Annotated in this window: 14 protein-coding genes; 1 reads left to right on the top strand and 13 read right to left on the bottom strand. The window is 40.3% G+C overall.

Annotated features, from left to right (window positions below; genetic code table 11):
• Positions 1–8: 8 nt before the first annotated feature.
• A complete protein-coding gene (locus BUR11_RS17820) occupies positions 9–3,455 on the top strand; it encodes a ThuA domain-containing protein (protein WP_074226371.1) in 3,447 nt (1,148 codons plus the stop codon).
• Between the two features lie 107 nt (positions 3,456–3,562).
• Here BUR11_RS17820 and BUR11_RS17815 read toward each other — a convergent pair whose 3' ends face one another.
• The 13 genes from BUR11_RS17815 to BUR11_RS17755 all read right to left on the bottom strand — a co-directional run bounded on the left by BUR11_RS17815 (position 3,563) and on the right by BUR11_RS17755 (position 20,307).
• Positions 3,563–4,936 carry an alkaline phosphatase family protein gene (locus BUR11_RS17815; RefSeq protein WP_074226370.1) on the bottom strand — a complete coding sequence of 458 codons (1,374 nt, stop codon included), beginning with the start codon at positions 4,934–4,936 and terminating at the stop codon, positions 3,563–3,565.
• Positions 4,933–6,150 (bottom strand): metabolite traffic protein EboE, encoded by a 1,218-nt coding sequence (gene eboE / locus BUR11_RS17810; RefSeq protein WP_074226369.1) that lies wholly within the window; start codon positions 6,148–6,150, stop codon positions 4,933–4,935. The genes BUR11_RS17815 and eboE overlap by 4 nt, the downstream gene beginning before the upstream one ends.
• A 34-nt stretch (positions 6,151–6,184) precedes the next feature.
• Entirely contained in the window at positions 6,185–7,336 is a 1,152-nt protein-coding gene (locus BUR11_RS17805) for a 3-dehydroquinate synthase (RefSeq protein WP_074226368.1), read from the bottom strand.
• 74 nt (positions 7,337–7,410) lie between these two features.
• Positions 7,411–8,319, bottom strand: a complete 909-nt coding sequence (gene eboC / locus BUR11_RS17800) for a UbiA-like protein EboC (protein ID WP_074226367.1) — start codon at positions 8,317–8,319, stop codon at positions 7,411–7,413.
• 3 nt (positions 8,320–8,322) lie between these two features.
• Entirely contained in the window at positions 8,323–9,234 is a 912-nt protein-coding gene (locus tag BUR11_RS17795) for a TatD family hydrolase (protein ID WP_074226366.1), read from the bottom strand.
• 51 nt (positions 9,235–9,285) lie between these two features.
• Positions 9,286–10,182, bottom strand: a complete 897-nt coding sequence (locus BUR11_RS17790; protein WP_074226365.1) for an EboA domain-containing protein — start codon at positions 10,180–10,182, stop codon at positions 9,286–9,288.
• 222 nt (positions 10,183–10,404) lie between these two features.
• The gene (locus BUR11_RS17785; protein ID WP_074226364.1) at positions 10,405–11,895 is read right to left on the bottom strand and encodes an arylsulfatase; all 1,491 of its coding nucleotides are present in this window, start codon (positions 11,893–11,895) and stop codon (positions 10,405–10,407) included.
• A gap of 84 nt (positions 11,896–11,979) precedes the next feature.
• A complete protein-coding gene (locus BUR11_RS17780; RefSeq protein ID WP_074226363.1) occupies positions 11,980–13,143 on the bottom strand; it encodes a Gfo/Idh/MocA family protein in 1,164 nt (387 codons plus the stop codon).
• Between the two features lie 69 nt (positions 13,144–13,212).
• Positions 13,213–14,235, bottom strand: coding sequence for a sugar phosphate isomerase/epimerase family protein (locus BUR11_RS17775; protein WP_074226362.1), 1,023 nt, complete (start codon positions 14,233–14,235; stop codon positions 13,213–13,215).
• A 58-nt stretch (positions 14,236–14,293) separates the two neighbouring features.
• Complete coding sequence (locus BUR11_RS17770) at positions 14,294–15,505, bottom strand: cupin domain-containing protein (protein WP_074226361.1); 1,212 nt, start codon at positions 15,503–15,505, stop codon at positions 14,294–14,296.
• A 71-nt stretch (positions 15,506–15,576) separates the two neighbouring features.
• Positions 15,577–16,641, bottom strand: coding sequence for an aldose 1-epimerase family protein (locus BUR11_RS17765; protein WP_074226605.1), 1,065 nt, complete (start codon positions 16,639–16,641; stop codon positions 15,577–15,579).
• Between the two features lie 205 nt (positions 16,642–16,846).
• Positions 16,847–17,629, bottom strand: a complete 783-nt coding sequence (locus BUR11_RS17760; protein ID WP_074226360.1) for a 3-keto-disaccharide hydrolase — start codon at positions 17,627–17,629, stop codon at positions 16,847–16,849.
• Between the two features lie 2 nt (positions 17,630–17,631).
• Positions 17,632–20,307, bottom strand: coding sequence for a c-type cytochrome (locus BUR11_RS17755; protein WP_074226359.1), 2,676 nt, complete (start codon positions 20,305–20,307; stop codon positions 17,632–17,634).
• Positions 20,308–20,357 lie beyond the last annotated feature (50 nt).

Genomic DNA, 20,357 nt, shown 5'->3' with positions numbered 1-20,357 from the left:
TGACAAATATGAAATTCCCGAAAAACCTACGTAGCCTGCTGCTTTTGGCTCTACTTATAAGCCTTGGGACCTGGAGCTGTAAAAATAAACGATCCGGTTCTCCAAAAGTGCTTGTATTTAGCAAAACAGCAGGGTATTATCATGAATCCATTCCCAATGGAATTGCAGCCATACAAAAGCTCGGTTCCGAAAATGGCTTTGAAGTGGACACCACTACTCAGGCAGAAAAATTCAACGAAGAAAATTTAGCTCAATATTCCGCTGTCATATTTTTGAGCACTACTGGTGATGTGTTAAATAATTACCAAGAAGCAGACTTTGAAAGATATATTCAGGCAGGCGGAGGATATGTGGGGATACACGCTGCTGCAGACACCGAATATGGTTGGGGCTGGTACGGTCGCCTGGTAGGTGGTTATTTTACCGATCACCCAGGAATAAATGATCCAAACCCTAACGTTCAACCTGGAGAAATTACTGTAGTAGATGCGAATAATCCTGCTACTTCATTTCTTCCAAGCCCTTGGGCAAGAACAGACGAATGGTATAGCTATAAAAACATGAACCCTGAGGTGAATGTACTTTTGGAATTGGATGAAAATTCCTACAAAGGTGGATTTGACATGGGAGACCATCCCATCGCTTGGTATCATGATTATGATGGCGGAAGAGCTTTCTATACAGGAGGCGGACATACCAATGAGTCTTATTCTGAAGATTTATACTTAAAACACCTTTTAGAGGGAATCAAGTATGCGATTGGAGATAATCTCGAATTGAATTATTCGAAAGCAACAAGCAAAAGAGTACCGGAAGAAAACAGATTTACTAAAACTCCTTTGGCTTATGGCGTATTTACAGAGCCAACAGAGATGACCATTCTTCCAAATTTGGATATTCTTGTGGCGCAAAGAAGGGGTGAAATTCTATTCTTCGACAATGAGACTGAGGAATTGAAAGAGGTTGCCAAATTGGATGTTTATTGGAAAACTGAGGTTAGAGGAGTGAATGCAGAAGAAGGGTTGATGGGAATCCAGAAAGATCCGAATTATGCTGAAAATGGATATGTATTTGTTTACTATGCTCCTTCAGGTGAGGAAGAGATCAATAGACTATCCAGATTTACTTTCAAAAATGATACTTGGGACATGAGTTCCGAAGTGGTTATTTTGGATATTCATTCTGATAGAGATATTTGCTGCCATACGGGAGGTTCCATTGCATTTGACAAAGACGGAAACTTATTCCTATCATTGGGTGATAATTCTACTCCATTCAACCAGGCTGATTCAAAATATAGAAACAATGGTTTCGCTCCATTAGACCAAAGACCTGGATATGAACAATATGACGCCAGAAGATCTTCTGGAAATGCCAATGATTTAAGAGGGAAGATCCTTAGAATAAAAGTAAATGAAGACGGTTCTTACGACATTCCTGAAGGGAACTTATATCCTGTAGGAACTGAGGGTACTAGACCTGAAATCTATGTACAAGGAAATAGAAACCCTTATAGAATTTCAGTAGACCAGAAAAATGGCTTCCTGTATTGGGGCGAAGTGGGACCAGATGCCAATGCAGACAGCATGGCTACTCGAGGACCTAGAGGATATGATGAAGTCAATCAAGCCAGAAAAGCCGGGAATTTCGGATGGCCATTTGCAGTAGGAAACAATTATCCTTACCGTGAATATAATTATGAGACCGGGGAGTCAGGACCAGCATTTGATCCTAATGGACCGAAAAACACTTCTGTAAATAATACTGGCATTACTCAGCTTCCTGAATTTGCCCCTGCATTCATTTGGTATCCATATGGTGAATCCAAAGAGTTCCCACAAGTGGGTTCTGGAGGAAGAAATGCAATGGCAGGACCTGTGTATTATTCTGATATGTTCACAGCAGACACCAAATTCCCTGATTATTTCGATGGAAAGGTCTTTATCTATGATTGGATCAGAGGCTGGATCAAAGTGGTAACCATGAAGGAAAACGGCGATTTCGATAAGATGGAGCCGTTTATGCCTAGCACTAAATTCAATGCTTTGATCGACATGGAAATGGGGCCTGATGGCAGAATTTATATTTTGGAATATGGAAATGGATGGTTCTCCAAGAACCCAGATTCAGGACTTTCTAGAATAGATTTCAATGGAGGTAATAGAGCTCCTGTAGTGACTACCATTTCTGCAGATAAAACTTCAGGTACCAATCCATTGACTGTTACATTCACTGCTACTTCCTCTGATCCTGAAAATGATCCTTTGACTTATTCTTGGGATCTAGGAAATGGCGAAACCAAGACAACGGATGTTCCTACCCTTACGCATACCTTCAATGCGATTGGAGAATATGAAGTGAGAGTTACCGCTAAGGATCCTGATGGGTTAACTGGAATCAGTGGAATTGAAAGTGTTTATTCTGGAAATATTGCTCCTATTGTGACCATTTCAATTGATGGAAATCAGTCTTTCTATTTCCCAGGCAAGAAGGTAGCATACAGCGTTTCTGTGGAAGATCCAGATAATCCTGAATCAGCGACAGATATGAGTACCTTGTATGTTTCTGCGGATTACATCGAAGGTCTTGATCAGGCAGAGTCCGATATGGGACACAAAGTGATGACTGAAGCCATGATGGGAAAATCTTTATTTACCACTTTGACCTGTAAAACATGTCACAAAGAGGCTGAAGCTTCGGTTGGGCCTTCTTATGTGGATGTAGCTAAGAAATACAATCAGAGAGATATAGATTACCTAAAAAACAAAATTAAAAATGGAGGCGGAGGAGTCTGGGGAGAAACAGCAATGCCTGCGAACCCGGATTTAAAGGATTCTGACCTGAATGCTTTGGTAGCCTATATTCTTTCTTTGGATCAAGTAACTACTCCATCTTTACCTGCATCTGGTAGCGTAGATGCGACAACAGGAAAAACTCCTAGCCCTAATGGTGTTTTAATGCTAAATGCATCCTATACAGATCAAGGAGGGGAAAATGTGAAACCTTTGACTGGCTCTACCACAAGATTGCTGAAGAGCAACACGGTGGATATGGGGAACACAGGAGATTATACTGGCGGGTATAGCAGTATGAGCTATGATGGAAATAACCTACTAATGGTTCCAAAAAATGAGGCTTCTTTCTCCATAGGTGGAATTGATCTGACAGGTGTTGGATCCGTAACTGCAATCGCTGTAACCATGGGAAGCCTTGGAGATGAGTTTGATTTCGAACTTAGATTAGATTCTCCAACTGGCGAATTGGTTGGGTCTTCTACATTTGTTCAAAAACCATCCAGCGGGCCTGAAGGAGCTCCAAACTTTGGTCCATTTACTATCCCAATTACAGGAAATGCAGATGGACAGCTTCATAAGCTATTTGTAGTTACCAAACCTAAAAATGATGGAGGATCCGGTACTTTTGTAGTATCAGGAATGACCTTCAATGCCAAATAAACCAACCTTATAATCAACCAAAAAGCCATCTCCAAATTGGGGATGGCTTTTTCATTTCCTTTAAAATTTTATTTAAAAAATTGGAGGTGTGAATCACCTTGATCTATTTACTCAAAAATCTTTTTCAAAATCAAGCCCTGAACATCCACCGGAGCGATATGCTTTTGCTGGGTTAAAGATTTATTAGAAGTAAAAAACACCGGATGATCTAAACTTTCCTCTGGAATTCTACCGTGAGCACCTTTTACCAAAGTAGCATCTAGTGGAATTACATCCATCAAATAACGGAACCCTAATTTCTTCTTTAGAACTTTTAAACCCACTTTGACCATGGGTAAAGCGAATTCTGGGTTCATAAATAATTCCACAGGGTCATATCCTGGTTTTTGATGGATAGCTACACATCGGGCATAATCAGGTGCTTTTGAGTCATCCAACCAGAAATAATAGGTAAACCATGAGTCTTTATCCGCAACGACCACCAAATCCCCAGAACGCTCATGATCTAAATGATACTTCTTTTTCTCCTCCTCATCCAAAATCAGGTCCACTCCCGGAGTCTCTTCCAATAGCTTTTTAACGAGAGGTAAATCAGCTTTATCTTTGACATGAATATGCGCCAATTGGTGGTCCACCACAGCAAATGCCCTGCTAGTCCCGGCATCTAAGGTTTCTAAACCCAGCTCATTTTTGACCTGAATGAGTCCCGCCTTTCTAAAAACCCGGTTGAGGTGAACAGGATTCGATACCGAAGTGATCCCATATTCAGAAAGTAAAATCACTTCCGCTCCTTGATTTTCATAGTAGGTAATCAAGTCTTCACAAACCGCATCTATTTCTCTCAAATCTTTAGAAATATTGGAAAAATCTATCCCATATTTCTGAAGTCCATAATCCAAGTGTGGAAGGTAGATTAAGGTGAGCGTAGGATTCTTCCATTCATCTACTTTCTTAGAAGCATTTGCTATCCATTGAGTAGATTCTATATTGGCATTAGGTCCCCAAAAAGAAAATAAAGGGAATTGTCCCAACTCTTCTTGAAGCCTATCTCTTAAATCCATAGGATGAGAATGGCAGTCAGGTATTTTTCTACCATCAGAGGGGTACAACGGCCTAGGTGTTACCTGGTAATCAGCGGTAGAATACATATTATACCACCAGAACATATTGGAAACGGTGAAATTAGGATTTTTCTCCTTGGCAATATCCCAAATGTTTTTTGCTTGAATCAGCTTATTGGATTGTCTCCAAAATTTGATCTCACACTCGTCTTGAAAATACCATCCGTTCCCAACGATCCCATGTTCTGTAGGCCATTTTCCAGTTAGGTAGGTTGTTTGAGCAGAGGTAGTAACAGCCGGAAGAACCGGATCAATAGTAGCTTGAAGTTTTTCTGAAGTCCACTTTTTTAAGAATGGGGTGTGTTCGCCTATTAATCTTTTGGACAAGGCCACCACATCTATGACAACCGTTTTTTTCATTTCTTCTTCATATTTTCAGTCACCCAGGAAAGTTCTCGAATGATAGAATTTTGAATATCTATGTTCATCCCTTCGGGTAATACATCCCATGTGTAGGTTTCCACCTCAAGATGCTTTGATACATCTTTTTCCTGAACCAATTCTAGCACTTCCGAAATATCTGACTGAGTAGATGAAACCTTTCCATAATCCGATAAAAACACAGGAACATGGAAGTGAATCCTCCATTCATTTTGTGAGGTATCAGAAAGCAAATCCAAAGCTTGATCTAAATCTCTGTAAGATTCTATATGGCCATTTTGATCTCTTCCTATTACCTGATGTAAATACGTGGATTCAGCAAATGGCGAAAGGGTTTCTTTGATCAATGATCTTCCAGATTCTGAATCTGGAATATTGATTTTCAATGCTGCTGAAATTTGAATCTTTCCAATCTTAATTCCCGCTCCTTCCATTGCCTTGAATACTTCAGCTGGCTTTTCATAAACCAGCGCAAAATGACAAACATCATAGCATAATCTTATATGCTCTCTAATTGCAGATTCCGCATCTTGTTTACTCATTTGAAGGGAATCCATCAAGTCTCTGGTCCCCATTGGAATCAACCAATCCTGAAAATAGGCAAGCATTTCTGCGGTATTTTCTAAAATTCCATCCGGCTCTGGCTCAATATCAAGATGCAAAACTTTTCCGGACTTCTGCCTAATCTCAATCAATTTAGCAACCACCTGAACCAAATGGGTAGTAGACTTGGTAATCGCCCGTTCTAAATCATGTTGGGTATTAAACCAAAACCGATAGGATAATGGAGAAGTAGAAATCCCTCCCTCCATTTGATTAGGAAGTAATTCTGCGAGTATTTCAAAAAGTCGAATAGTATAATCTCTTCTATCTTTGGTGGTCCAATCTGGATCATGGACCTTGTCTTTTACCACCTGACCATGAAAGCCCCCATAGGGAAATCCATTCATGGTAAAAACATAGCAGTCGTTTTCTTTCAACCAAGATTTAAACAGTTGTAGCTCTTCTTGTTTTTGTAAAACTAAACTAGCTTCGTTGGAGAGTCTTAACCCTATCCCAAATGGTTGAGTAGAAGAAAGTTCTTCTTTAATTTTAGGGATATATTTTTTAAGATTATCGAAGGTTTCTTTCCAGCTTTCCCCAGGATGAATATTGGTACAATAAGTCAGGTGAGTTCCTTCTTTTACAATCATTATTTTTAAGAATTTTTTGGAATAAAATGCAAAATCAATTAGTAATCAACCGATCTGCTTGGAAGGCTTTTAATTTTTCCACAGCCGCAACAATAAGCGTTTGATCCATTTCATGAACCTCTTTTCCTAGTCCCAGCTTGGACAATAACATAATAGTCAATTCTCCTCCCAAATGCTCTCTAAACTCTTCCAATCCCTTCAACAACATATCTCCTGAAAGTACTTCATTGTAAAGATGGAATCCTAACCTTGAAATTACAGAGACAATCCTTTGAAGTTCTTCTTCAGAAATCATCCCCTTTAAGTAGGAATAGGTAGAATCCAAAGCAATCCCCATAGCAACAGCCTCACCATGTCGTATTTCATAACCCGAAAGGTGTTCCATTTTATGAGCAGCCCAGTGGCCAAAATCCAAAGGTCTGGAAGATCCCATTTCAAAAGGATCTTTTCCTGCAATATGATCCAAATGCATTTGTGCACATCTCACAATCAATTCTTGCATGGGCTCCATTTCTCTATTTGCAAGAGAAATCGCATGGTCTTCGATCCATTCAAAAAAATCCAAATCCTTAATCAAAGCTACTTTGATCGCTTCAGAAATCCCGGATCTCCAATCTCTTTCATCCAATGTCTGTAGGAAATTGAAATCATTCAATACTGCAAAAGGTGGCGCAAAAGTGCCTAAGTAGTTCTTTTTACCAAATGAGTTTATCCCATTTTTAACCCCAACTGCAGAGTCATTTTGGGAAAGAACGGTGGTAGGAATTCTGATTAGTCGAATGCCTCTATGAGAGATGGCTGCAGCAAAACCAACCATGTCCAATACAGCCCCTCCTCCTATCGCAACGATATAGGAATGTCGGTCAATACCATATAGATGGGTTGCCTCCACTATTTTCTCATAGTACTGAGGGTCATTTTTGGAAGCCTCGCCCCCTGGAACAATCAGAGGTTCGGCACATAACTTAAACTGAGCAGCATGTGCATCGGCATATTCCTTGATTTGCTCCAATAAGCTAGGATGAGCTACCGCAACTCCACTATCAATCACAAAATAGGCTTTCCCTCCTTTGCCATTGTCAAGCAAACCAGCCAAAGTATCATCTCCCTCATCAAAAATGTTTTGAGAGAAAATCACCGGATAGGTATATGGTACCGCAAATGATTGTTCTATTATTCTTTTCATCAATTACTCAATCTAAAACAGGGGCAAAAGGTTCTTTCGGCCTGCAATTTATTGCTTTAAGCATATTTTTTAGCTTAGGTCACTGCAAATTTTCTGGCCAGCCAAAGAGAAATTGGCAATAAGATTAATACCATTAAGCCATATAACCATCCTGCAAATGCTGCCGACAGTGAAGCATTTACTATTATCAACGAAATCACTGCAGCTTTGACTGCTTTCCCTATCAATTTTGGATCCTGTTTTTGAATGGCTTTCACCAGGGGTGGAAACACCATGTACACAAATAGCACCACAAAAGGAATCACTTCTATTAGCTTTCCTCCAAAGCTATAAGCCAAAAGAAGTATACCTGCTACTATCGTGATATACATCAACAAACCACCAAATAATGCTTTTCTATTTTTCCCATGAACTTCTCCCCTACTGATCATGGTGATAGCTGCCACAAATACCAATGGAATCAATCCTATAAAGGCATATTCAGATATTAATTCTGGAACCACACTGACTCCTAATAACAGGTTTCCGGTACGGCAAAGCCCCATATTGATTGGGCCAAAAAAATGCTGGTGCTTCCCCCAATAATCATACAATACGGCACACAAGGCAACAGCAAATGCAATGATTGCTGAAGTCATACTGACCATTGCAGCGGCTAGTACCCCTAACACAAGAAGCAGAAATGCCATGGTAGAAGCACTTCTTATAGAGGCTCTTCCACTAGGGATGGGACGCTCTGGTCTTTCTACTGCATCTATATCGGCATCAAATACGTCATTGAAAGCTACCCCACCAGCATAAAGCCCAATGGTAGACAACACCAGCCAGGCTAAATCTATTAAATGGCCACTTTCATTGGAAAAAGAAGTTAAATAAACACCCATTCCAGCTATAGCAAAGCCCGCAATAATATCTGCTATGGCGGTGACCACATTGGCTGGCCTGGTTAGCTGCAAATGGGCAAATACCTTCGATGTATTCATGAATTAATTCTCCACACGATCGGCCGGCCCATCTACACGGGGAACCTGGCCTCCTCTCAACACTGAATTTCCTGACATTTTTTTGGTTTGGTCAATTGGCTCAGCATTCAACCAATCCAATTCATCCATTTGACCACTTTGAGAATAGGCTGTCAATGCATTTTGATAACAAGTCAATCGAATGTGTTCTTCGGGCACTCCCATTTTACGCATCAACGCGGCAGTTTTTGGAACTGCCAATGGATCTGATATTCCCCAATCAGCAGCAGAATCTACAATAATCCGTTCTGGTCCATATTGTTTTACAATGTCCACCATTCGCTCGCTTCCCATCTTGGTATGAGGATATATGGTAAAAGCAGCCCAATAGCCACGATCCAACACTTCTTTGACAGTCTCCTCATTATTATGATCCACGATCACCATGTTAGGAGCCAAACCATGCTCCTCACTGACATCCATGCTTTTGGAAGTTCCTTTTTTCTTATCTCTATGTGGAGTATGAATCATCACTGGAAGATCCATTTCTTTGGCAAGTTCTAATTGCAGTCTATAAAACTTGTCTTCTGCAGCGGTTTGGTCATCATATCCTATCTCTCCAATTGCTACTACCCCTTGCTTGCCCGCATAAAGTGGAAGTAACTCCATCACTTGCTCCGCTAAAGGCTCATTATTGGCCTCTTTGGAATTTAATCCGATCGTACAGTAATGTACAATTCCAAATTGCTTGGCCCGGAAGCGTTCCCATCCTACCAAACTGCTGAAATAATCTTTAAAGCTAGCTGCCTCAGTCCGGGGTTGGCCTAACCAAAAGGCAGGTTCAATAATCGCCACAATGCCTGCTTTACGCATCGCTTCATAGTCATCAGTTGTTCTGGATGTTACGTGTATATGTGGATCAATAAACATTTCCATGTCTGGTAAATTTGGGGTTCTCTACTTAATTTTTATGCTTCTCGATGGGAATTAAGCTAAAGCCAAAGCTTCTTCGCCTATCCAATCCCAGTTAAGTTTTCCTGATTCAATTTCTTTTGCAATTTCGCTATTCTTTTCCAAAAGGCTCTTGGCTTCCGGAAAATCAGACATACTACATGCCAGTAAGGCTGCCCTTTTCTCTAATTCACTGCCTTCTTCTACAACTTTTTTAAGGTCCTCTATGTTTTTTGAACTAATAAAAGGGCCTACAAACCTCCACAATTCAGGGATTACATTTCTACCTGCTGACCATCTTTCATGAGCAAAATCAATGATTATATCCGCCAGCTCTTGGTTGGCTCTGGCTTCTGCATGCTGGATTTTGAAAAGAGGACGTTGCATAAAAATGGCTTTCACGACCATCTGATTCCAAGCACTTTCATCGAAGTAGGTAGATGGATAAGGATTATTTAATGCCACTGCATCAAACACGGAAGTGATATTGGTCCTCAAACCTTCCCTGGCCCTACCAACCATTTCTTCTGCAAAAGGCATAATCGGCAAGGCAGAATACAAGGCTTCTATTTCAAGCATATCTCCCGTTTCAAATAGTTTTTGAAGGGTGCTTTTCCAAGAAGCCGAATCAGCTGCTGGGTATTGAAGTAGTAAATAAACTCTTGCTGCCTGTAACTGGCTCCATAAATCCATCCTGAGACCCACGCACAATGCTTGGGACTCATGAAATTGATCTACGCTAAGTTTTAAAGGAATACTTTTAAAATATCTAGAAGCTTGGCTAAAAGCCATAAAGAAATCCATTTCCTTTTCGGATAATAGAATCTTCTCTCTTTTTTGAGCTAACCATACAATCGATTTCTCAGCAACCTGTTCGCTTAGAGCCGATAGAATGATGGTGGTAATTGGGTTTACTTGATTTGGGATAGACATATCGAATGGTATATTTCGAACGGTTAATCGAGGTCAATAAAGGTAAGGCAATATTCTAATTTTTTGAGGAAGGAATAACACCAGCGGTCAAAAAAGGGCTGTTTTTCAGTGGAAAATGAGAAAAATCATATTTCTTGAAGCCGCAATTTCAAATGAATCACCTCCTCTTCTATTTACCTTTAAACGATATGAAAACTACATCCTTTAAAAATTTATTCAACCTTATTCAGAAGACTCCTTCTCACTTCTGTAAAAAGAAAATCGCGGATTTTGGATATGGGAAGAACTCATCAAGCTTTCTAACTCTTGCGCTTTTTCAGGGAAATCATTTGCAATGTTGTTAGTTTCTCCAGGGTCCTTACTTAGGTCATATAATTCCAATACCGGCTCTTCGCTTTTAAATACATCCAGTTTCACAGCTTTCCAATTGCCTTGCCTCACTGCTTGTTTGCCTCCCTGCTCATGAAACTCCCAATACAAATACTCATGCTCTTGTTGTTCTCCTTCTCCCACCAAAGTAGGATAGAACGAAATCCCATCGATTGCAGACGATATCTTCTGTCCTGCTACCTCAGCAAATGTGGGTAGCAAATCCCAAAAGGCGGCCACATGATCCGTAGTAGTCCCTGCTTTTATCTTATTGGGCCACCAAGCAATCATTGGAGCACGTACTCCTCCTTCATATAAATCTCTCTTAAAACCTCTGAATTGTCCATTACTATCAAAAAACTCGGGATCTGCTCCTCCTTCTTGATGTGCTCCATTATCCGAACTGAAAATTATTAGCGTATTTTCTGAAAGTCCATTCTCTTCCAACTTATCCAAGACCTCACCCACATACCGGTCAATCCTTTCTACCATTGCTGCAAAAGTCGCATGTGGATAAGGTTGAGACTGATACCCTGGAATACGCATATCAGGACCATAATCAGCTCCTTTCCCTCCTACATAAGGTTGTTCATTTGGAAACATCTTTTTGTATTTAGCCATTAACTCATCATCAGGAGCAGCGAGTTCTGCATGAGGAGTTACGATAGGCATAAATAGAAAAAAGGGTTTCTCAGCATTTTGATCTATAAACTCAAGGGTCTTCTCCTGAATGATATCAGGAGCATAATCCCCAGTAGTAGTCCAATCATTTCCTGGCAAATCAACCTTTTGATCATTATGCCATAAATAAGCGGGATAATAACGATGCGCATACCGTTGACAGTTGTATCCAAAAAACTCTTCAAACCCTTGATTAACAGGCTCTCCAGTCGAACCTATAAATCCTAGCCCCCATTTGCCAAATGCCCCAGTAACATACCCTGCTTGTTGCATGGCCTTACCCACGGTCATTACAGAATCCGGCATTGGAAACTGACCTTCTGGCTGCACCTCTGAATTTCCTCTAATCGGTGTATGCCCAGTATGTAAGCCAGTCAAAAAAGAAGATCTCGAAGGAGCACAAACTGTGGACCCTGAATAAAAATCAGAAAAGAACATACCTTCTTTTGCCAGTCGGTCAATATTTGGAGTTTCAATGTATTGTTGACCCAAAAAGCCCAAATCTCCATACCCTAAATCATCAGCAAGGATAAAAATGATATTTGTTTTTTTTTCAGTTACTGCCTCATCCTTGTTCTTTGGAGACTCGCATCCGTAAAAAAGCAGGGAAAGAATCGGTAATAAAAAAGCCAACTTGGTGGTAAAAGAGAGTTTCTTAGTCATGGGCGGGTAATTTTATTTTCTATAAAAAAGCTCAACCAAGGTCAACTTGATTGAGCTAATAGATATTAATCGAATTTAAGAAAATTATTTTTCAGTCCATTCAACACCTGTGTCTTTCCATGCTTTCTCATTCGCAGAATTAATCACTGCCTCACATACTTTTTGAGTTTCAAAAGCATCTTTAAAAGTAGGATGACATGCTGTGCCCTCATCTAAGCTTTTAAAGAAATCCGCTACTTGATGTATAAAGGAATGTTCGTATCCAATGGAAGTCCCTGGGATCCACCATCTATCCATGTAAGGATGATCCCCATCAGTTACGTGAATAGATCTCCAACCCCTTACTTTTCCTTCATCATCATGATCAAAATATTCCAATCTGGTCAAATCATGAAGATCCCATCGGATTGAGGCATGCTCTCCGTTGATTTCAAATGTATAAAGCGCTTTATGTCCTCTTGCATATCGAGTAGCTTCAAACAGCCCTAAAGAACCATTATCAAAATGACAATGGAAAATACAAGCATCATCAATGGTTACTTTTTTCTTCTCACCAGTTCCTTGATGTACTCGCTCTTTGATAAAAGTTTCTGTCATTGCAGAAACATCTTTAATTCCTCCATTGATCCACATGGCTGTATCAACACAGTGTGCCAATAAGTCACCGGTCACACCCGAACCTGCAGCTTCTGCATCCAATCTCCATAATGCATCCCCTCCCTGAGGTAAATCGGGGTTAATGGTCCAATCTTGAAGGAAATTTGCTCTGTAATGGAAAATTTTTCCAAGCTTCCCAGAAGCAACGATCTGCTTTGCAAGGGTAACAGCTGGAATTCTTCTGTAATTGTACCAAACCGTATTTTGCACTCCAGCTTCCTCAATGGCATCTACCATTTTTTTAGCCTCTTCCACTGTTCTTGCCAAGGGCTTCTCACAAAGGATCATTTTTCCCGCTTTAGCAGCTGCTATGGCAATTTCGGCATGCATATCATTGGGAGTACAAATATCTACTGCATCGATATCGTCTCTTTCCAGTAATTTTCTCCAATCAGTCTCTACCGACTTATATCCCCATTGCTCTGCAAATGCTTCCACTTTTTCTTTTCTTCTGGAACAAGCAGCCTGTAAAACTGGTCTATGCTCATATTCTGGGAAGAAGTCTGCCAATCGTTTATAGCCGTTTGTATGGATTCGCCCCATCAAACCTGTTCCGATTAATCCTATTCGTATATATTTTTTTTCGCTCATTGTTTTTAAATCTAAAATTGAAAATTGAAAAAGAGGGTGAACTACACCTCCTGATTATTGGCTTCTAATTTATTCTGACCATCCGTGAGCCTCTCTCACTTTGATCATTGCTGCCAAAATATCATTCCATGTCTGCTGGTTTTCCATCACTGAATTTGGGAACATACAACCATCCCAGCAGATATGTTTGAAGGCCTTTGTCAGATTTCCATTTTCATCTCTCAACCAGTACCCGGCATCATGGGCAATATCTAACAGTCCATTTGGATCGGTGGCTTGACAGTGTCGTCCTGTCTTATCATGTGATCCAGAACCGAAAACACTTCCATCGTTTTGAGCCACATGGAAATCAATGGTCCATGGTCTTAACGCATCGGTCACTGTTTTCAAAGCAGCCTCTATGGCACCTCTATCTTTCAAGTCTACATCCTTTGGTAAAATCCTATGTTCTGGAGCATTGTATCCTAAGGTGTATAGGAAAGTATGAGACATATCAGCCTGGAAACCTATATTAGGTCGATCCACCATCTCCATCAATTCCACCATGTATTTCCAGCTGTGCATGGCTCCCCAGCAAATCTCCCCTTCTGCAGCAAGCTTCTCACCAAACCCAGCAGCAATATCACATGCTTCTCTAAAGGTATCGGCAATTTGCTTGGTGTTCCCTTTAGGGTCCTTTGACCAAGCCTCCACTGAAGAAGCTGAATCTATGCGGATCACTCCATACTTTCTGACACCTAAATCATTGAGCTCTTTTCCAAATTCGCAGGATTTGCGAACCATCTCCAAAAATATTTTACGTTGTTCTTCAGTACCCATTGCAGCCCCAGCCCAAATCGGAGCCACCATCGAACCTATATTCAAATTATATTTTGACACTTTATCTGCAACTTTCTTTGCCTCATCAGGGGCATCTAAGTTGATATGTGGCTCAAGTAAACCAATATCCACTCCATCAAATTTCACCCCATTGACTTCAGCTGCAGCTGTCATCTCCAATAGCGAATCAAAAGGAATTACAGGTTCGGAGTCTGGGCCTTTTCCTACTAATCCAGGCCACGTTGCATTATGTAATTTCGGGAAATTATTCATAGTTAAAAGTGGGTTTTATGTTATTGCACTTGTTTATTAAATCGACCTTTTAATGGGATTATTCCACTACTTTAAGGTCAGGATTATCTGGTCCAAAATGTTTTAGCATGACGATCGGATCAGTCTTGGAATGGTTGGTGATTTTCACCCCTTCCTGAGCCGCCTTCTCTGAAACAAAATACTCATCATGGGTCAACTGCCCAAATCGAATCAATGCAGGAGTCTCAATATCCCAATTATTCATCTTACCATATCCTTGCATCATAATCATTCCATAAGCCGCTGAATCTTTAATGGTCACAGTTTGTCCAGGGAAGATGGTCAATTCTTTGGCTGAATAATCATGAGAGCGGTAACAAATCCATTTATCATCATAGCCTTCAGCATTCATAGTAGCACGGTCCTTCACAGGAATTGGCTCCATGTAATGGTTATCCATCAAATTAGGATTGACATTCAAATCCCAATCGATCATCTCTACTAGCAGATCATAATCACCCCATCTGTCTTTTGGAGTAGCATTCCACAACAACTCATCAGGTATAATTGCTTCATTTACAAGCGATTGATACATCGCAAAAATATCTGATGCTTTTTGAGGTTCGTAAGTACACAAACTTCCAGGCGCATGAAGCATTCCAGGAGGAACATTCCATCCAGTGCCCGGCTCTAACTTAAATGCTTGAGAGTAATTCGTGATTTTATTATCTCCTTTATTGAAGTTCTTTAGACATTCTAAAATAGTCTCTTTGGAAGTTCCCGGAGCTATACCAAAGAATGTGTAAGGGAAATCACCTCCATGATTATTGACTTGGGGAGGGAAATAATAAGCCTCCGGTTTTCCGTTTTGCCCTGTTAATTTCCCAAATTCATCACTTGGGTGAATATGGTGCGGCAATGGCCCCATATTATCAAAAAACTTGGAATACATCGGCCAAGACTTGTACTTATCCCACAGTCTATCCCCGATGATTTGTCCTCCTAAATCATTGATTGCGTCTTTTAACAGAATCAATTCTGTTTTTCCATTTTCTTCAAATGCAATATGACTCAACCCCTCATTTTTGCTTGTCAACGGCCCATTCTCTGCAGGCGTGGTAGACGAAAACCAACGCTCGTCTATCCCCCCTCTAGCTCCACCTAAGGCATAGTAATCATCCGGGTGCAATTTGATTCTTCTACCTGGCACACAAAATGATCGAGGAACCCAAGTGGGAGTCAATCTTAATATTCCTTCTCCTTGTTCGAGCGCTTTATTTGCTAAACTCATTTTTATAATTGGTTAACGGGTTATTGAGTAATTATATGTTAAAAATAGGGTAATACCCCCATTTTAATCTCTTATTTAAAATCGTTTACATCCTTTCCTGTAATTGCCTCCAAGGTCAACTCATAAGACTTATATTCTCCAGGCTGCAACATGATCAATGTTTGATTTTTCCTTGCTTCAGCTTGCCCAATTGGCGGATTGGTTGCTGGTTCCAAAGCTGTAACGTATTCATTTTCGCCCCAATGTTGCCAATGGATTAACCATGGCAGTTGTTTCTTCGAAAATGATATTTTCAAACCTAGTTGGAGCGCATCGTTTGCATATCCACAAACCACTTGGTCTGCATCTACGCTAGAAGGTTTAATAAATGCCACATCTTCTCCAAAGCCATCATGCTCCTGTAATGGTGGAGCACATCTGGTAAATTGATGTTTTTTATTAAAATCAGTATTATTTATATCATTGGCTTTTGGAATTATATCTCCTTGCCAAACAATCCTTGTTCCATCATCTATCAAGGGCCAACCGCAATTTATATGGTATAATACCATATGGGGCGCCGGAGTATTCCCTCTATTAAGTACCGTATCGCTGATCCGTATCGCGGCAGAACCCAATTCGCCTGAGATAGTTCTGGTCAATTCCAAGCTTGGACCAAAAGTGCTGGTTTCTGTAATTTTCCCTACTATCTCAAAGGAAAGATCATTCCTATATAAATCAGGCTGTTTGATGGATATCAACTCCGCAGGGATATTACTAAAGTTTCCATGTAGTCCTCTTTCACCACTTTCATCCGAATTGGGAGGTCCGGCATTGGACAGACCACAAGTTGTTAATAATCCCCCTCCAAAAGTCCGAAGCCAATCAATTCCCTTATTGGAAAAAGGTTGCGGTGAGACATGTCCCGAGTGGCTTATCCAGGCCAAACTACTTTCATTAAAAAAGCAGTCCAGAATATCCATTCCCCGGTCCAAGATTACTTTATATCGAAGTCCGGAACCTGTATTAATCCATGCGATTCTCACTCCTCTTCCAGGGCCATTGTCCAATACAGAAGTTTCAATTCCTCCAAGTTGCTGAGAATTAGAAATTTTCCGCTTCCAGTTATCTATTTGAGCTATTTCGGGTGAGTTCATAGGATTATTTGACACCTTAATTTCCATTTCAAAGGTCTGTTTTCCATCCTGTAGTGTCAGGTTTTAAAAGTTAATCGTATCCTTCTGGTATACCAAGAAGGGATTGATCAATGGTCAAATACTTAGTTAAAAAAAAAGCACCGATCGGATGCTGTAATTCCAATCGGTGCATTTAACATTTACAATTAATCTATTCCCAACCCAATTAATTCATTTTTATCATCAAATCTTTGTACTGGACTTTCATAGGTGGCCCTACATGAACTTGTACTCCTAGGTATCCTTTCGCAGAAAAATTGGCAGGATCCTCATCATGCACTTCACTCATCAGCACGCCATTGACATAATGCTTCAATACATTGCCTTTCGCAACAATATGAATTTCATTCCAGTCATTCGCTTTGATTTTAGTCTTTAACTCATCTCTATCTCCAATTTCCTCAATCACATTCAACCCTTTCCAAGCATTCCTTTCTACATAATCCCTCAGATTTCCCGTTGGGTTTTCTTGTGGAGTAATCTTGGTCTTTTGTCCACGATAAGCCAAAGTGGTTCTTTTTCTCTCTTCATAATTCTGACCAGTGTAATTGATCCTTCCATCGATATCGGCTTGGTAACCTTTTAAGGCAAAAGGAACATCAGGAACCATATCACTTCTATAGTTAATTCCTGAATTACCTGTTTCAGAAATCTTAAATTTAGCTTTCAACTCAAAATCTCCAGGCTGACCATCTTTCCAAATCAAAAATGTATTGGCCTTCAGTAAGGTTTCAGGAGTAATCACCCCCGTAATGGCCCCATCTTCCACCTTCCAGTAAGTTGGGTCGCCTTCCCATCCAGTTAAGGTTTTTCCATCAAAAATTGATTTAAACTCACTTTGGGACTCAGAAGAGATTGGTTCTGTTTTATCTGCAGGAATCATGCTCAGCAGTAATCCTAAGGCCACTGTTGATAATATTCCCATCATTAGATAATGTATCTTTTTCATGATTAATCCGTATTTGATGCGGTTTCAGATCCTTTAAAGACTTCGTGATCAGGATTACCTCCAGAGATCAAATAAGCCATCAGATCCTTCAATTCCTCCTCATTTAATCTATTGATCATACCAGGAAGCATAATAGATACTTCAGAAAGTTTAGTCTCTACCACACTGGATTTAGGTACAGTTCGAATGGTTTCTGGGGCAAATGGATTTTGAGAAACATAGTAATTGCTCTCGTCTTCATTTGTCACCCTTCCTACTACTGAGTTTCCATCATTCAATACTAATACAGTAGCTGCATATTGATCGGAAATCACATCACTAGGATTAATGGTGGAGTTCAAAATATCCTTAGGAGAGAATCGTGTACCTAGCTGGGTAAGGTCTGGACCAATAATACCTCCTTCTCCCTGCATGGTATGGCAAGATTGACATAGGGTAGCAGCATACATGGCTTTCCCTCTGACATAATCCCTTCCGGATAAATTCTCTACCAAAGGTTCTGCTTCTTCCAACGTCCATCTTCTACCTGGACCTTCTGGTTGAACATCGGACTGAACAATGTCATTGCCATTTCCAGTCAATAAAGCAGCTCCAGACATTTCATCATATTTCGCTTTTTCGGAAGAAGCGACATGAGAAAGTGCCATTTTTCTAGCTCGATCTATGAAACCAACATAGCTTCTACCTCCTTTGTAATTAAAGGCATTTCTGATCCATGTAAAATATTTATCCCGTAATTCCGGAGTCCAGCCTTTTTCAGCACCTCCTAATACTACCGCCAAATACGTTTGTTGAGCGGGTGGCACATTGGCAAGCATATTTGCGATGTCCATACCGTATTGAGGATTTCTCATGATCAAATCAGAAGAAGATGTTAATGTCTTCTGAAAATTCTCATCATCCTTCGCTGTTTCTAAAATCGCCAAGGTTTTACTTACTGCATCCTCAGCACCGGTATAGGTCAAAAGCTTTGCAAGTTCACGATCCAAATTATTATTTCCTGATGGATAGTAAGGATCTAGGTAAGCAATCACTTTAGGGAAAGATGCTTTTGCAGAATTTTCAAATCTGAAAAGTGTCAGCTCAATCGCTCTTAACAAATTCTGTTTTCCAGTTTCAGATAAATCAGAATAATTAATACTAGTAAGTTTATTCAATAAAGGCGTAGCTACACTTGGACTACCATGTCTCGCCAAAGCGATAGCAGCTTGAATAGCGATATTTGGATTTTCCTCTGCAAATACCATGGATTGCCATTCTGAAACAGGTTGATGTTCCACTGCGATTCTTGCTGCATATTGAATGAAGCGATCTTCATGTGCCAAATAAGGCCAAGCCTCATCAATAGCTCCAGCTTTTGGACCACCAGCATGATACGTTTCAAGTTTTCTTCGGATTTCGTGCTCTTCCGTTAAGGTCTGTTTGGTGGAAGTACCAGGAGCTTCATCTCCATCATAATACACTCTATACAGATCCGACTCCAATCTTCTACCACCTGTCAAAAAGTACATCGCACCATCGGGGCCAAATTCTCCATCCGTAAGAGGAAGAGGAGATCCAGAAATAAATTCCTCACCACTTGCAGCATAGGAAGCTCCTTCAGGAGTTAAGGTAGTCGCATAAATAATTCCAAAACTCCAATCAAAAGTATATAATGCTTTCTTGTATTTATCTGGAAAATTGGAATTGGTACCGAACATGACATTGGTTGGAGATCCTTGTCCAATATTCAAAGCAGCAGGTAAATTATCCGGATAGTTTGGAGACCATTTTTGGTTTCCAGTTCTCCATCCAAATTCTGCTCCACTAGGAACATAGCAAATTCTGGTAGGTCTATACCAAGGCATACCAAAATCCCATTCCATATCCGAATCATAGGTAAACAAATCCCCATTTTCGTTGAAAGCTATATCAAACTCATTTCTGAATCCGGCTGCAACCAACTCCCAAGTTTTGCCTTCAGGATCTGTTTTGGCAATCCATCCTCCTGGAGCCATTCTATCGTTGGCATGACCTCTTGGGTCTTTGATTTCAGGAAATAAATTATCTCTATCCCAAGCTTTTGGTAAGCGGTATGAGTCCATTTCAGGAACATCCACATGGTTACCTGCTGAGATGTAAATAGACTGTCCATCAGGAGATAAAATCATGCTATGAGGACCATGCTCTCCGGGTGATCCCTCCATTAGTTTAATTAAAGTAACTGTTTCATAGCGATCATCTCCATCTAGGTCTTGAATTCTATACATACCTGTAGTCCTTTCGAATTCATCATTCCCTCTATGATTTACCATCACATAGACAGAGTTAAAGGCGTATAGCAAACCTTGAGCATACCCCATTCCCAGTTTTTGATCCGTTTGATCTCCGACTACCAATTTTTCAATTTTAGGAGCAAGAGAGTCTGAACCTACAGCTGGGATTTCTAACCTGTAAAGCGCTCCATATTGATCCGCAGTAATCATTCTCCCTTTATCATCAAAGGTCATTGCTACCCAAGAACCTTGATCATTTTCTCCAGGGCTATAAATATGTTCCGCTACAAACCCTGCTGGTAACTTTAATTTTGCAACCTTCGGGTGAACGGGCTTTTTTTCTTCTTTTTTCGCACAGGATATTGCCCCAAAAACAATCAGGGAAAAGATCAAAATGCGAACTACATGTTTTTTGTGATTCATAGGATATTAGGGAATATTATTGTCTTTCATTTATCGTATTTAAGAAACAA

This window comes from Algoriphagus halophilus (assembly GCF_900129785.1).
Classification (GTDB): Bacteria; Bacteroidota; Bacteroidia; order Cytophagales; family Cyclobacteriaceae; genus Algoriphagus; species Algoriphagus halophilus.
This window is presented reverse-complemented; position numbering and strand designations above follow the sequence as displayed.

Excerpts from the sequence above, each read along its gene's own strand:
- BUR11_RS17820 (WP_074226371.1), top strand. The coding sequence starts at position 9 with ATGAAATTCCCGAAAAACCTACGTAGCCTGCTGCTTTTGGCTCTACTT.
- BUR11_RS17815 (WP_074226370.1), bottom strand. The coding sequence starts at position 4,936 with ATGAAAAAAACGGTTGTCATAGATGTGGTGGCCTTGTCCAAAAGATTA.
- eboE (WP_074226369.1), bottom strand. The coding sequence starts at position 6,150 with ATGATTGTAAAAGAAGGAACTCACCTGACTTATTGTACCAATATTCAT.
- BUR11_RS17805 (WP_074226368.1), bottom strand. The coding sequence starts at position 7,336 with ATGAAAAGAATAATAGAACAATCATTTGCGGTACCATATACCTATCCG.
- eboC (WP_074226367.1), bottom strand. The coding sequence starts at position 8,319 with ATGAATACATCGAAGGTATTTGCCCATTTGCAGCTAACCAGGCCAGCC.
- BUR11_RS17795 (WP_074226366.1), bottom strand. The coding sequence starts at position 9,234 with ATGGAAATGTTTATTGATCCACATATACACGTAACATCCAGAACAACT.
- BUR11_RS17790 (WP_074226365.1), bottom strand. The coding sequence starts at position 10,182 with ATGTCTATCCCAAATCAAGTAAACCCAATTACCACCATCATTCTATCG.
- BUR11_RS17785 (WP_074226364.1), bottom strand. The coding sequence starts at position 11,895 with ATGACTAAGAAACTCTCTTTTACCACCAAGTTGGCTTTTTTATTACCG.
- BUR11_RS17780 (WP_074226363.1), bottom strand. The coding sequence starts at position 13,143 with ATGAGCGAAAAAAAATATATACGAATAGGATTAATCGGAACAGGTTTG.
- BUR11_RS17775 (WP_074226362.1), bottom strand. The coding sequence starts at position 14,235 with ATGAATAATTTCCCGAAATTACATAATGCAACGTGGCCTGGATTAGTA.
- BUR11_RS17770 (WP_074226361.1), bottom strand. The coding sequence starts at position 15,505 with ATGAGTTTAGCAAATAAAGCGCTCGAACAAGGAGAAGGAATATTAAGA.
- BUR11_RS17765 (WP_074226605.1), bottom strand. The coding sequence starts at position 16,641 with ATGAACTCACCCGAAATAGCTCAAATAGATAACTGGAAGCGGAAAATT.
- BUR11_RS17760 (WP_074226360.1), bottom strand. The coding sequence starts at position 17,629 with ATGAAAAAGATACATTATCTAATGATGGGAATATTATCAACAGTGGCC.
- BUR11_RS17755 (WP_074226359.1), bottom strand. The coding sequence starts at position 20,307 with ATGAATCACAAAAAACATGTAGTTCGCATTTTGATCTTTTCCCTGATT.